Source organism: Spirulina subsalsa PCC 9445, assembly GCF_000314005.1.
In the GTDB taxonomy this organism is placed as follows: Bacteria; Cyanobacteriota; Cyanobacteriia; order Cyanobacteriales; family Spirulinaceae; genus Spirulina_A; species Spirulina_A subsalsa.
The window spans coordinates 4196760-4211248 of the sequence record NZ_JH980292.1 but is presented as its reverse complement, the minus strand read 5'-3'; the positions used below and the strand labels follow the sequence as shown (position 1 = coordinate 4211248).

Here is a 14489-nt window from a genome sequence, read left to right as displayed (position 1 = left end):
ATATTACTATGAGGTCTTCCTGTTTCTACGGGAGGCTCTAGATGTCTTTTTAGGGACATCCCCGTTCGCGTTCACTTCGTGACGATGAGCTAACCTTGATTACTCGCTCTAGGATAGTCTTGCTCCCGTAAGGCGGCAATAATTTGACTGTTGGCTTTCGGGAAGGGAAACTGATCAATTTCCTCCAAAGTCACCCAGCGAATTTCTTGACATTCAATGGGTTGAGGTTCACCGCCGAGATAGCGACAATGGTAGACATTCAGGGTAATGCGAAAATGACTATAGGCGTGATTGACGGTGATTAGGCGATCGCCCACTTCAATCTCAATCCCCAATTCCTCCTGAATTTCTCGCCGGATACAGTCCTCATAACTTTCTCCCGCTTCCAGTTTACCCCCCGGAAACTCCCACAGTCCGCCCAGAAGTCCACCTTCTAAACGCCGATCAATTAAAATCTGTCCTTGTTTGTTCCAAATTACGGCAACACCAATATTTTTATGGGGTAAAGGGGAAGTCATTTCACGCATGGGTAATTGATTTTGCAGACCTTGCTCATAGGATTGACAGTGTTTTTGCCAAGGACAGAGTAAACAAGCGGGATTTTTGGGAGTACAAAGGGTTGCCCCTAAATCCATAATGGCCTGATTAAAGTCCTGGGGATGCTCAGGATCCAATAATTGATCCGACCATTGCCACAACTGGGGCAACGCTTGGGTCGGAGGTACCGTTAACGCCGTGAGACGGGCTAACACTCGTTTCACATTGCCATCTAAAATCGAGATAGGCTGATTAAAAGCCGCGCTGAGGATTCCTCCGGCCGTAGTGCGACCAATCCCCGGCAACTTTAACACCTGCTCTAGGGTTTGGGGAAAAATTCCCCCATAATCTTTTACAATCTTTTGGGCGGCTTTGTGGAGATTGCGCCCTCTGGCATAATAACCCAACCCTTCCCAAACCTTCAGAACCTCTTGTTGATCCGCCCGGGCTAACTGCTCTAAAGTGGGAAATTTCTCTAACCAACGCTGATAGTAAGGAATCACCGTTTTAACTTGGGTTTGTTGCAGCATGATTTCTGAAACCCAAATTTTGTAAGGGTCAGACTCCCCCCGCCAAGGTAATTCCCGCCCTTGGTGGTCATACCACCTCAGAAGAGAATGCCGCAAGTCCTCCAGCGCCGATGGCGAGAACTGGCTGGCTTGATGGGGAATAGTCCGGTGCAATCTATTCTGCGTCTTTTGCCCCACTCTCAACGCCTTGAATTGCTTTTTCAAAGTTCATCCGTTGTTCGGCATTGCGCAAAAAATAACCGCTCATAATCGCCGAGGCTAACAAGCGCCCTAAATGTTCACGACTGGTGCTAATGGTGACATCAAAATGCTCAGACGGCAGGGTTCCCAATAACCCAATAATATTGCGCTCCATCACACTAAACACCTCGGACGATTGCGGCCGAGACAGTTGTGCAATGGTTTCAGGACTTAGATTTTGGACATATTGCCACAGTTGATTCCCACCCTCATGATCATTACCCATAAAATCCTGACTCCGGTTACTCTCGTAATTCACGGTTTTACCTCCTAGCATGGTTTGCTGTGAACAGCTTGCTGTTCCACTGGATGCGAAGCTTTTACACCACTGAGGGACTCCTTGCAAACTAATTTAACAATTGTAGCCTTTTATGACACATCGCTTTACCGATCTTTATGTTTCGGCTTTCTGGACATGACACCCTGTTAGGGGTCTGAAGGAATACTTTAATTGTCCTATATTTTTAGAGTACCCGTTTCGCTTTGAGTGTAAACTAAAAGGCTGTGACTTTTTTTCAACTTCAGTTAAAGCCCCTCTCCGTTGAACAACTCGACGCGGTAGTTGAGTTAGACCGTCTGTGTCTCGGTGGTTTATGGACGGTGGAGGGCTATCAGCGAGAGTTAGACAGTCCGAATAGTGAATTGCTGGTTTTAAGCGTTCCGGGACAGTCTCATCTGCTGGGTGTGGGTTGTTTTTGGGCGATTTTAGACGAAGCGCATATTACGATTTTGGCAGTTCATCCTAACTATCACGGTCAAGGCCTCGGAAAACTCTTGCTGTCTGCTCTCTTGGCACGGGCAGGTCAACGAGGGTTAGAACGGGCTACCTTGGAAGTGAGGACTTCCAATGCTGTCGCCCTCAGCCTCTATGAAAAATTTGGCTTTAAAGTCGCCGGAAGTCGGCCGAAATACTACCAAAATCCAGCCGAGGATGCTTTGATTTTGTGGCGGAGTGGGCTACAGTACCCCTCTTTTGCCCAAGAGATCGCCCAGTGGCAGGCCGAAGCGGCCGCCCGTCTGAAGGAGTATCACTGGCATGGGAGCGAAACCATCCGGGAGGTGCGATCGCCCACAAATCCTTAAAAATCACCGGGAATTACAGGCCTTTTTTGGGCTAATTGTCCCCGCTAACTGAATCGCTCAATCCTAGACCCCATCAACGCTACAGGCTGTTACACCCAGCCCCTGATGACGGGAAAGGAGGCTCAATCCCTGTGGATTTCTACAGGGATAAATTCCCCTATGCTAGAATGAGCAACACAACGGGCAAGCAACAGGTGATGAAATAGGTCATGTTTGAACGCTTCACAGAAAAAGCCATTAAGGTGATCATGCTCGCTCAGGAGGAAGCTAGACGCTTAGGCCACAATTTTGTGGGAACCGAGCAAATCCTTCTGGGTCTAATCGGTGAGGGAACTGGCGTAGCGGCCAAAGTCCTGAAATCCATGGGCGTGAATCTCAAGGATGCCAGAATCGAAGTCGAAAAAATCATCGGACGCGGTTCTGGCTTCGTCGCAGTAGAAATCCCCTTTACACCAAGAGCAAAGCGGGTTCTGGAGCTATCTCTGGAAGAAGCGCGCCAACTGGGGCATAACTACATCGGGACAGAACACCTCCTCCTCGGCTTAATCCGCGAGGGTGAGGGTGTGGCCGCCCGGGTGTTAGAGAACTTAGGGGTGGATCTCTCGAAGGTCAGAACCCAAGTGATTCGGATGTTAGGGGAAACGGCGGAAGTTTCTGCCGGAGGGGGCAGCCAAGGCCGCACCAAAACTCCTACGCTGGATGAGTTCGGCTCCAACCTCACGGTTATGGCTGGGGAAGGCAAGTTAGATCCGGTGGTGGGACGGGTGAAGGAAATCGAACGGGTGATCCAAATCCTCGGACGACGCACCAAGAACAACCCGGTGCTGATTGGGGAACCCGGGGTCGGGAAAACGGCAATTGCCGAAGGTCTAGCCCAACGCATTGCTAACGCCGATGTTCCCGATATCCTAGAGGATAAGCGGGTTGTGACTTTAGATATTGGTCTATTGGTCGCGGGGACGAAATATCGCGGGGAATTTGAAGAACGTCTCAAGAAGATCATGGACGAGATTCGCTCGGCCGGTAATGTGATCCTCGTGATTGACGAAGTTCATACCCTGATTGGAGCCGGGGCCGCAGAAGGGGCGATTGATGCCGCCAATATCCTCAAACCCGCTTTAGCCCGGGGGGAACTCCAGTGCATTGGGGCTACGACTCTGGACGAATACCGCAAGCACATTGAACGGGATGCGGCACTAGAACGCCGTTTTCAGCCCGTGATGGTGGGTGAACCGACGGTTGATGAAACGATTGAGATTCTGTTTGGGTTGCGCGAACGTTACGAACAACACCACAAACTGAAAATCCTGGATGAGGCACTCGAAGCGGCCGCCAAGCTATCGGATCGGTATATTAGCGATCGCTACTTGCCCGACAAAGCCATTGACTTAATCGACGAAGCCGGATCCCGGGTGCGTTTGATGAACTCCCAACTGCCCCCAGCGGCCAAGGAATTGGACAAACAACTGCGCCAAATTCTGAAACAAAAAGATGACGCGGTGCGCGCCCAAGACTTTGATAAAGCCGGGGAACTGCGCGATCGGGAAATGGAAATCAAGGCCGAAATTCGTGCGATCGCCGCCGCCAAAAAAGGCGAAGACGACAAAGGCGAAGAAGGCCCAATGGTGGACTCCGAGGAAATCGCCCACATCGTCGCCTCTTGGACAGGGGTTCCGGTCAACAAACTCACCGAAACCGAGTCCGAAAAACTCCTGCACATGGAAGACACCCTGCATCAGCGCCTAATTGGGCAAGAAGATGCCGTCAAAGCCGTCTCCCGTGCCATCCGTCGCGCCCGTGTTGGCCTCAAGAACCCCAACCGACCCATCGCCAGTTTCATCTTCTCTGGCCCTACTGGGGTCGGGAAAACCGAGTTAACCAAATCCTTGGCCGCCTACTTCTTCGGGTCCGAAGATGCCATGATTCGCCTGGATATGTCCGAATACATGGAACGTCACACCGTTTCCAAGTTAATCGGCTCCCCTCCCGGTTATGTCGGCTACAACGAAGGGGGACAACTCACCGAAGCCGTCCGTCGTCGTCCTTACACCGTCGTCCTCTTCGACGAAATCGAGAAGGCGCACCCCGACGTTTTCAATATGCTGTTGCAAATCCTAGAAGATGGTCGCTTGACCGATGCCAAAGGGCGCACAGTAGACTTTAAGAATACCCTTTTAATCATGACCTCTAACATCGGGTCAAAAGTGATTGAAAAAGGAGGCGGCGGTTTAGGATTCGAGTTCAGCGACGACAAGACCGAAGCGCAATACAACCGCATTCGTTCTTTAGTCAACGAAGAACTCAAACAATACTTCCGACCTGAATTCCTCAACCGTCTCGATGAAATCATCGTCTTCCGTCAACTGTCCAAAGACGAAGTTAAGGAAATCGCCGATCTTCTGCTCAAAGAAGTGTTCAATCGTTTGAAAGAACAAGGCATTTCTTTAGATGTGACGGAGAAATTCAAAGACCGTCTCGTTGAGGAAGGATACAACCCCAGTTACGGAGCCCGTCCCTTACGTCGTGCCATTATGCGACTGTTAGAGGACGTTCTGGCTGAGGAAATTCTCTCCGGTCGTTTAGGCGATGGAGACACCGCCAGCGTGGACATTGACGAAGAGAATAAAGTCGTTGTCCGGGCCGGTGAACAGCCTAAGATTCTGTTAGAGAAGAACTAAGGTTCTTAGCTGGTTGAGTTATTAAAATAAAGGAGTGGGTCTAATGGCTCACTCCTCTGTTTTTAAAGTGCAGCTTATATCAATTTGGCAAGCCCTTGTTATTAGAGATAATTCATGAGTTAAGTTATGACTTTAGAAATTGACCCATTTCAATTACCTTACGTCCTCTTTAATGACTTAAATTCACTCCCTAATTGTGCAGGTATTTATTTTGCTTTAGATTCTGAGAGTATTATTCACTATATAGGAAAAGCTGAAAATTTAAACAAACGATGGAAAACACATCATCGAAAATTTGAATTACAAATAGTGAGTCAAAAGTATCCAGTTAAAATTACTTATCTAGTTTGGAGTAAAGATGATTTAGATTCAGCAGAAAGATATTTTATTCAACAATATCAACCTTTAATGAATCAGACCAAGGTTAAATATTCCGAGATTATACCATCAGAAATAACGCTTAAAAAGTTACTTAGAACAATTGCAAAAAAGATAGTTGTAGTAGGACAGATAAAGCCTCTGAGTAATGAACTTACGATCATTTATGTTAAATACGATTCTAGTGATACAACTGCAAAGGGAGCAGCAGCTATTATTAGAAAATTTAAAGCGGAAAACAAAGATAAATGTTTAAAAATAAAATGGCAAAAATATGGTGAAATATGGTTTGCTGAATCACCTCGAATTGGTAGTAGAGAACAAAAAACACAGGCTCGCATACGCAGAGCCTATAATAATCATTGGAAAATTTACTGTAACGGAGTAATTATTGATATTACCCCTGAAGATCATGAGTTTAAATCTTTAAAAGAACATTCTATTACTTGGAGATTAGCAGGGATCAAAACACAAGCTATTGTTAGTGATGACTTTCTCTATTTCAAAAATAATACATATATTCATTTTATAGATCAATTTGATAAAATGATATCTATTAAAGAATTTTATGAAATTACACCAGTTGAAAGAGACTATGATCCCATCCCACTATTTTGGAAAAATTGGAAAGAATAGTTTTCTAGGATGTGTCAGAGAGAAAACGAGATAATTTTATTTCTAATCATTAACCCTGACGCACCATTCTTTAAGCCGACTAAAACCTCTATTAGTGCCTCAGTTAACCCAGATCATCACTTCTTTTTCTTGGTCGCTTCACTGGTTAAAATAGAGGTGTGGGGTGTATGAATTTCATTGATACTAATACTAGGAAGAAAAATGGAAACATTAATTTCAGAAATTGTGCAGAAGCTACATTCTTTATCTGAGGGTCAAATCTTAGAAGTTTTAAATTTTGTTGATTTTGTGTCTACGAAGAACAACGAACCTCTAGCCTTGCCAGCAGACCGCTATGATATCCTTGCCGATGAGGAGTTTGACGCGATCGCAGATTATTTAACAGACCAGTTTAAAATGTATGTGGGATCTACCATTCCCACTTTATCAGATTATATAGAGTCATCATGACAACCTTACTGGAAAGAATCACCATTAATCCCTGCCAATGCGCTGGCTGTCCTTGCATCCGAGGGATGGGAGTTTGGGTGTCCGATGTATTGGATGTATTCCCAGCCGTTTTGAGTGCAGAAGAAATTTTAGAAGAAATACCAGACTTGGAAGCAAAGGATCTGCAAGCATCACTTCTCTTTGTCAAGATGGACAGCAACGAAATATTGAGGACAATTAGAAATTGAAGCCATTTGATCAACCCATTTCCCAAGAAAAACTAGATATTTTTCATAAAAATAGGTCGAACTTGTTTGCTTGGCGGGGACAATTTTCCCCTCAGCTTATTGAAGTAATCCTAGAACAATATTGCTTACCAGATTACATTATTTTAGATCCTTTTGCCGGAAGCGGCACTGTTCTATTAGAAGCAGCAAAGCTGCAACTTTCTGCCTATGGCTTTGACATTAATCCTGCCGCTTTTATCCTCAGCCAAACCTATCAGCTTATCAATCACCCTAGAAAACTGGACTTAATTCATATCCTCCGAGAATTAGTCGATCGAGAATTTCCTTACAGAATTTTTCAACATGAACCAGTGGAAAATTTAGCCCAAAAACTGACCACAATTAGAAAAAAACTAGATCCAGAAACCAGAAAAATATTTGATACTCTAGTAATTTTACTCGATGTTGAAAAAAATTCTGTGACCAATGAATTAATCCAGTCAAAATTTACTGATTTAGTCAACCTGATAAAAAATCTACCCTATTCCCATCATCCCATTAAAGTAGGTTTATCAGATGCCCGTTCTCTGCCATTACCCAACGATTCTATCGATTTTATCATCACATCTCCCCCCTACATTAATGTATTCAATTATCATCAAAACTACCGTAAATCTGCCGAACTTCTTGAATGGGATTTATTAAAAATAGCGCGGTCAGAAATAGGCTCAAATCGAGCTAACCGCAGCAACCGATTTTATACCGTTGTCCAATACTGTTTAGACATGGCTGAGACACTCCGAGAATTTTCTAGGGTTAGCAAAAAAAATGCCCGTCTTGTTTTGGTAATAGGACATCAATCTAATGTCCTAGGTGTGCCTTTTTATAATGCTGATATTATTGAAAAAATCTGCTTAAATGCTAATGTTTTTCAAAAAAAGTTAAGACAAAAAAGAGAATTTAAAAATAAGTTCGGGCAAGTCATTCGAGAAGATATTATCAATTTTTGCAACCTGAAAAATTCCCTTGATCAACAAAACCTTAAAATGATTGCCAGAGAGGTAGCATTAGATATATTAAAAAGTAGTCTGGGTTGGGTGTCTCCCCAGAATATCAACCACCTTAAAGCTGCCATTGATAAAGTTCAAGAAATTGACAACACTCCCACCTTAGATAAACGATTTTATCTCTAGATTATCTACTCAATTTAATTAAACTTCATCAGCACAAAATCTATGCCTATTTTTTCTCAACCTCATTACACAAAACTAATGGCTTGTCTTAACAATCCTCGCTTACCTGAATCTGACAAAGAAAAGTTAGCAGAAGCTATCAAAAAGTATCATCAATGGATATCAGACATCGAGTTAATTAACCGTGGTCAAGTTGATACAATTCATAAATTAGTTGAGGCAACAAATCGATACAAACGTTTTGTCGAACTGGATTTAATTTTTGATAGTTCAAGTAACTTCCTATACAGACAGAAAGGACAGTTAAAACTAGATAATACTATCCTCGAAGAGTTCTTACCGCAGCTAGTGTTCCGTAGTTTATGAGGACTGGATGACTCTTTCGAGTTAGGTCCGAGAAATACATTTGCTGGATTAAGTTTTTTATCATCTCTCGGAAATTCGAGTCAAGGTGGTGAACCTAGCATTAGAAGTAAAGACCAAGATTTTATTCTGGGGAAAAAACTCTATCTTCAATCATCATTTAATCCAGAATTTCAGGGGAGTCAGTTGATTGAGTCAAATCTTGGATATGTTTGTGCAGAGTGTAAAACCAATCTCGATAAAACCATGTTTCAAGAAGCTATTGCTACCAGCAGAGACTTAAAAACGGCTGTTCCTAGCTCTTTATACTTTATTGTCTGTGAATTTCTAGACATGACTCCAGTTTCGATTATTTCAACTCAAATTGATGATGTGTTAATTGTCAGAAAAACAAAGCGGATTCCTGCTAATATTCGTCAACAGTACACAACTCCAGAAGCCAGACAAAAGCATAGACAGCAATATATAGACTTTTTGGATTCCTCTCAATATTACAGTGATGTATTTCAAAGAATGATTGATAAGATACAAGCTCTGATTGACAATACAAACTCATCAATAGACAATGTTCTTAATCAAGGTCATTTTTGAATTAGGAAAAAGCTTTTTCAAGCCTTCTGCGATTACCGATTTTTATGCAGCACTCGGACAATTTCTCAGCTACCGCTTGGCACTAGAAGCCATTGAAGCAGAGCGAACGCTCTATTTAGCTGTTCCCTTAGAAACTTATCAAACCTTTTTTCAATTAGATTTTACCCAAACAGCAATTCAAAAATATCAAGTACTTTTAATTGTTTATGATCCAATCAAGGAGATCATTACACAATGGATAAAATAGAACAATATCGAGCCGCTATTCAAAGTCTTCTCACTCGTTATGCGAATCAAGACTATTGCCAGTCCAATTCTGAAATTGAAACACAACTGATTTTTGATACCCAACGGGATCATTATCAATGGATGGATGTGGGTTGGCAAGAGCTAAATCGAATTTACCGAACAATTATTCATTTTGATATTAAAGATGGCAAAGTTTGGCTACAACAAAACCTAACGGAATTCAATCCGGCGGAAGAGTTGGTGGAAATGGGAATTCCACGAGAGGATATTGTTTTGGGTTTGCACCCTCCCTACAAGCGTCCTTATACAAACTATGGTGTAGCTTAAAAAAAGTTTTGTAGGGTATGTTGGAGAGAAAAAAGCTAATTTTATTGTTAACCATTACCCCTGACGCACCATTCTTTAGGTGTACTAGAACCTTGATTGGTGCGTTAGTTAACCCAGATCATCACTTCTCGCAAAACTACCTGATACTGTGCTTGCCTTAAATGTTGTTTTTAACTATCTCTCTAACTCACTCTTTGATGGACAGGTATGGTAATAATAAACTCAGCCCCTTGTCCGACTACTGAAACACATTCTAAACTTCCACCATGGCGTTCTGTCACGATTTGATAACTAATGGACATCCCTAAACCTGTTCCTTTGCCTATGCTTTTAGTTGTGAAAAATGGGTCAAAAATCCGCGACTTCACCGATTCAGGAACACCGACTCCATTATCCTTAATCCGAATCTGTACCTGTTGAGAACCTAAGAGTTGAGTTGTAATGGTAATCACACTAGGTTGAGCGTGAATCTCTTCATAGGTTCGCTTTTTATCGCGTTCCTCTAAGGAATCTAAAGCATTGACTAAAATATTCATAAACACCTGATTTAACTGCCCGGCATAGCATTGAATTTTGGGCAGTTCGCCATAATTGCGATGAACCATAATGGCTGGGGATTCGGGTTTTGCTTTGAGACGATTTTGCAGAATCAATAAGGTACTATCTAATCCTTCATGAATATTGACCTCCTTACATTCTGCCTCGTCTAAACGGGAGAAGGTACGCAGAGAAGCTACAATGGAACGAATCCGTTTTGCCCCTACTTGTATAGAATTAATCGTTTTGGGAAAGTCTTCTAGTAAGAAATCAATATCTAACTCCTCTAGGATCTCCCGCACTTCTGGTGTAGGCTCAGGATAAAATTCCTGATAAGTTTTAACAATTTCCTGTAAATCAGTAGCGTAGGTTTTGATATGCTCTAAGTTGCCATAAATGAAATTAACAGGATTGTTGATCTCATGGGCAATTCCGGCGACTAACTGCCCTAAACTGGACATTTTCTCACTTTGAATGAGTCGAGTTTGCGTTTGCTGTAGTTCGTGCAAGGTTTTTTGTAATTCTTGAGCTTTTTGTTTAATTTCTCGTTCTGCTCGTTTGCGCTCGGTAATATCTGTTAATGTGCCAACATAACCGGTAATGTCTCCCGCTTCCCCTAGAATTGGCTTGGCTTGATAAATGACCCAACGCACTTTACGATTCGCATCTTGAATGCGACATTCTGTTTGAAAAGAATGCTCAAGCCAACTATGACTATTCCAGGCTTTGAGCAACTTCTCTCGATCAGATTTAGCAATGGCTTGAGTCCAAGCTTGATCTAAGGATTGCTCAAAACTTAATCCAGTTAATTTAGACCACCGATCATTAACATATAAGCATTTATAGTTTACATCGGTGTAAATTACGCCAATGGGTGCGGCATCGGCTAAAACCTGATAGCGTTGCTCACTTTCTCGTAGTTGTTGGATAGCTAATTTCTGCTCGGTAATGTCCCGCGCAATGCCATCCATACGCAATACTTGCCCGAATTCATCCCGCACTAAATAGGAACGTTGCAATAGGTGACGCTCTTCGCCATCGGGTCGTAAAATGCGATATTCCATTTCGTTGAACCCCTGATTAAAGAGTTTTTCTGAACCACTGATGACCTGGGGTTTATCTTCAGGATGAATCACTTCAAACCAGAGATTAGAGTCCTCATAAAAATCTGAGATTGGGCGACCATAGATTTGTTCAGCCACTGGATTTATATACAATAATTGATAGGTTTCATGGGAGGCTGACCAGACAATATCTTGTAGAGAAGCTAGGATACTATTTAAGCGTTCTTCACTTTCTCTGAGTAGGTCTTCGGCTTGTTTGCGTTCGGTAATATCTTCGGTAATGGCTAGGAGATATTGGGGTGAACCTTCACAATCTAGAATAGCGGTTTTTCGACTGTGCAGGATGCGGGTTTCTCCATCCCCTCGTAAGATGGCTTCTTCGGGAACATCAATGACTTGCCTATTGTTGAGAACTTCTCGGTCTTTTTGGGTGAAAAAATCGGCTTGTTCCTGGGTAAATAAATCATAATCATTTTTGCCGATGACTTCTTCTGCTTTGTGGCCTAAAAGTTCAGTGGCGGCTACGTTCCACAACACAAAACGCAGGTCTTGGGCTTCTTTGGCTATTACGCCAACGGGTAAGTTTTCTAAAATGGAGGTCAGGAAGTTTTGCACTTCTTGAATTCGGGCTTTGGCTTTTTTCTCTTCGGAAATGTCGCGGGTGGCACTGGCTAAACAAATGGGTTCCCCTGTGTCAGGATTTTTGACTAAAAATAGGTTGAAGTCTACGGGAATGGCGGAATCATCGGTCCAGTTGCGAAGGTAAAATTCCCCGCGCCAACTGCCTTGTTGTAAGACGGTAGGGAGAATTTCTTGTTGGAGAAAGTCGTGCTGTTCTGAGGGGATAAAGTCCAGCATACTGTAGGGGGTGATGTCTTCGGACTGGAATTTAACCATCTGTCGCCCGGTGGGGTTTAAATAGGCGGCACTGCCGTCTAAGTTGGCGACTCCAAGGAAGTCGGTGCTATTGCGGACAACGGCGGCTAGGGTTTGGCGTTCTTTTTCGGCGGCAATGCGATCGCTCACATCCCAAGCTAAGGACACAATCCCTGTCACGCTGCCTGTTTCATCCACTAAGGGGGAGTTATACCAATCACAGGTAATCCGTCGCCCATCTTTGGTTATATTTTCATTGTTGCTATAACTCCCCCCTGTTTGGGTTAGCAAAGCTTGGATAATTGCCTCAATATTGGGTTTAAATTCTTCGGGGATTAATTGCTCTAAGATAGAAAAACCAATAACCTCGGAGGCAGAATAGCCAAAAACCCCTTCTGCGGCTTTATTCCAACTGACGACTTTTCCCTCTAGATCCCATTCAATGACGGCGAGAGGGTTTTGTTCAACTAATAAAGAATAGCGTTTTTCTGTATTTTCTAAAGCGGTGGTCTGTTCATTTATCTGGAGTTCTAACTGTTTACGAGCATTAATGTTCGTAAAATAAGAAAACAGTTCATCTCCAACGGGATAAGCTCGCACTTCAAACCAAGTGTCAAAGGGAGCATAATATTCCTCAAAGGTGACGGGAACTTGGTGTTCTACGGCGTAATAATAGTTGGTATAAAAGGGAGAACCAATGGAATCAGGATAAGCCTCCCAAATATTTTGACCTAATAGTTCTGCTTGGGTTTTTCCGAATAATTTCTCACCCATCGGGTTGAGTTGGGTAAAATGCCATTGTTTATCAAGGGCTAAGAAGCCATCACTACAACCGGCTAAAATGGTTTCAATTCGCTTAAAAGCGGCTTGCAGTGACATTTCATCCCGTTTGGATTGGGTAGTATCTAAAATCCACCCATCCCATACAATAGACCCATCACGTTCTTTTTTCGGTCGAGAAGAGGCTTTAACCCACTTTTCCTCCCCGCTAGGCAAGATCATACGTCCTTCCCACTCCCAAACGGTTAGGGTTTGGGCTGAGTGGGCGACAGTCTGCGCAAAACGAGCCTGATCCTCTGGATGGGTTAAATTAATCATCCGTGAGGCATCTTTTTCGATATCTTGAGGAGAAATGCCTAATAATGCTTCAATTCCGGCGGAGATATAAGGAAAACTATAAATGCCTTCGGGGGTTAGTTTAAATTGATACAAGACTCCTAAAACATTATCTGCTAAAGCCCGCAAACGTTGAGGATTGTCCATTAGGCGGGTTTCTGTCAGCTGGGAATTAGCGGGTTGAAAGAAGGATGACATAATAAATTTGATTGATCAGGTTAATGGCAAAAAATAGCCCAAATTCGCTTGAAATCTGAGATTAGGGGCTAGTAGAAAATATAATTGCTGTTCTTTAAGCCTCAATTTGATTAGAACGCAGTATTATTAATGATGTTGGTCTTCTGGTGGCTAGAGAAACGCTCTCCTTGACTGCCACTTGTTTTCTATTGTGATGAAAGTTTTTGGGCAATAATCTAAATTTTTTCTAAAGAACACTTAGGCTTGTTGGCGTGAATTATCGATCTACGCCATTCTAATTTCGCAAATTGGGTGTGGGGACAGGACACCCCGATAATTCAAGGCAAGATGTCGTAACAAACATTTGGATATCTCATCTCAAGGGAAGGAAACAACTGTCATTTTTCCCCCTTTTCGCAAACTATTATGTCGTTGTTTTGTGAAAAAACTGTGAATTATGGGGGAGAACCATAGAGAAACCCGGCCAATTGCACAATACTTGTCAGAAGCAGAAATTGTGCAATCAACCGGGTTGTTGCCGATTTGGGCTAAATTACCATAAACCGGGTGGAGTCCGGGGATTCATACGGGGAGGTGGCTCAACGCCTAGCTGCCGCCAGAGGGGATCGGTTCGATCCGGTAAGTCCGATAAATACTCGGCACCGTAGAGAACCCCATATTTGACGGGATTTCCACAGTCAGGATTGACGTTGTTCACACAGGCAAAGTGGCCGCGCTCCCGCATTTCGTCGGTTAGGGTGTAACGACGGGTGGGGGGGCGATGGGTGGCGAGGTTAATTTCTTCCACGTTATGACCACATTCGGCTCTGGGATTGTTGACACAGATAAATCCGGTGCGCACGATGTCCCAACAATTCAGGTTATATCCCCAGTTGGGATCAAAGGGACGAGGAACGCCTGGACTAAAGGCCGGGGGACATTCGATTTCTTTCCAGTCTGCCTCAACTTGAGCGATTTCGAGGGGAGGGGTTGGGGTTTGGGCGATCGCAGGACTGGCCAAAAACCCGGCGCTGCCATTGAGTAAACCGAAACCCGCCAGCCCGACTCCAGCGACAAGGGAGCGAACTGAACGGGTTTTTTCTGTTAAGGGTTGCTTCATAAATTGTCCTTTTTGCATTTCAGCCTAGAGATTTTGGGAACCCTATCCCACGTCCAAAGTAAGGAGGATAAAGACCTTAACTCTGGACGGAGAATGGGGTGGCTTCGATTGCACCCCGGACAGGTTAGTTAACGGGTA

13 protein-coding genes and 1 pseudogene are annotated in these 14489 nt (G+C 43.5%); 10 read left to right on the top strand and 4 right to left on the bottom strand.

All coding sequences use genetic code 11. The annotated features are described in order from the left end of the window. Positions 1-89 precede the first annotated feature (89 nt). Together mutY and SPI9445_RS0119245 are read right to left on the bottom strand one after the other, a co-directional pair. A complete protein-coding gene (gene mutY / locus SPI9445_RS0119250) occupies positions 90-1220 on the bottom strand; it encodes an A/G-specific adenine glycosylase (RefSeq protein WP_202803733.1) in 1131 nt (376 codons plus the stop codon). A 1-nt stretch (position 1221) separates the two neighbouring features. After that, positions 1222-1533: a DUF760 domain-containing protein gene (locus tag SPI9445_RS0119245; RefSeq protein WP_193379280.1), complete on the bottom strand. Its 312-nt coding sequence runs from the start codon at positions 1531-1533 to the stop codon at positions 1222-1224. A 278-nt stretch (positions 1534-1811) separates the two neighbouring features. Between SPI9445_RS0119245 and rimI the strand changes: the two genes are divergently transcribed. The 10 genes and pseudogenes from rimI (at position 1812) to SPI9445_RS0119200 (ending at position 9461) form a co-directional block, all read left to right on the top strand. Next, entirely contained in the window at positions 1812-2390 is a 579-nt protein-coding gene (gene rimI / locus SPI9445_RS0119240; RefSeq protein ID WP_017306414.1) for a ribosomal protein S18-alanine N-acetyltransferase, read from the top strand. A 209-nt stretch (positions 2391-2599) separates the two neighbouring features. Next, a complete protein-coding gene (locus tag SPI9445_RS0119235; RefSeq protein ID WP_017306413.1) occupies positions 2600-5068 on the top strand; it encodes an ATP-dependent Clp protease ATP-binding subunit in 2469 nt (822 codons plus the stop codon). A 126-nt stretch (positions 5069-5194) separates the two neighbouring features. Next, positions 5195-6082 (top strand): GIY-YIG nuclease family protein, encoded by an 888-nt coding sequence (locus SPI9445_RS0119230; RefSeq protein ID WP_017306412.1) that lies wholly within the window; start codon positions 5195-5197, stop codon positions 6080-6082. Positions 6083-6283: 201 nt separating this feature from the next. Next, on the top strand, positions 6284-6532 hold the full coding sequence (locus SPI9445_RS0119225) for a hypothetical protein (protein WP_017306411.1): 249 nt from the start codon (positions 6284-6286) through the stop codon (positions 6530-6532). After that, the gene (locus tag SPI9445_RS0119220) at positions 6529-6759 is read left to right on the top strand and encodes a DUF433 domain-containing protein (RefSeq protein WP_017306410.1); all 231 of its coding nucleotides are present in this window, start codon (positions 6529-6531) and stop codon (positions 6757-6759) included. The genes SPI9445_RS0119225 and SPI9445_RS0119220 overlap by 4 nt, the downstream gene beginning before the upstream one ends. After that, positions 6756-7931: a DNA methyltransferase gene (locus tag SPI9445_RS0119215; protein WP_017306409.1), complete on the top strand. Its 1176-nt coding sequence runs from the start codon at positions 6756-6758 to the stop codon at positions 7929-7931. Before SPI9445_RS0119220 ends, SPI9445_RS0119215 begins: the two co-directional genes overlap by 4 nt. Positions 7932-7973: 42 nt before the next feature. Further along, positions 7974-8297, top strand: coding sequence for a hypothetical protein (locus SPI9445_RS31210; RefSeq protein WP_017306408.1), 324 nt, complete (start codon positions 7974-7976; stop codon positions 8295-8297). 3 nt (positions 8298-8300) lie between these two features. Further along, complete coding sequence (locus tag SPI9445_RS31205; RefSeq protein ID WP_202803820.1) at positions 8301-8885, top strand: Bpu10I family restriction endonuclease; 585 nt, start codon at positions 8301-8303, stop codon at positions 8883-8885. Between the two features lie 7 nt (positions 8886-8892). After that, positions 8893-9132 (top strand): annotated as a pseudogene (locus SPI9445_RS26220) (element excision factor XisH family protein); the annotation flags it as partial. Further along, positions 9120-9461, top strand: a complete 342-nt coding sequence (locus tag SPI9445_RS0119200) for a XisI protein (protein WP_017306405.1) — start codon at positions 9120-9122, stop codon at positions 9459-9461. The pseudogene SPI9445_RS26220 and the gene SPI9445_RS0119200, both read left to right, overlap by 13 nt. A 182-nt stretch (positions 9462-9643) precedes the next feature. On the opposite strand, the gene SPI9445_RS27805 is transcribed toward SPI9445_RS0119200, so the two are convergent. Together SPI9445_RS27805 and SPI9445_RS0119190 are read right to left on the bottom strand one after the other, a co-directional pair. Then, positions 9644-13201: a PAS domain S-box protein gene (locus tag SPI9445_RS27805; protein WP_164674561.1), complete on the bottom strand. Its 3558-nt coding sequence runs from the start codon at positions 13199-13201 to the stop codon at positions 9644-9646. Positions 13202-13784: 583 nt separating this feature from the next. Beyond that, positions 13785-14351: a hypothetical protein gene (locus tag SPI9445_RS0119190; RefSeq protein WP_164674560.1), complete on the bottom strand. Its 567-nt coding sequence runs from the start codon at positions 14349-14351 to the stop codon at positions 13785-13787. Positions 14352-14489 lie beyond the last annotated feature (138 nt).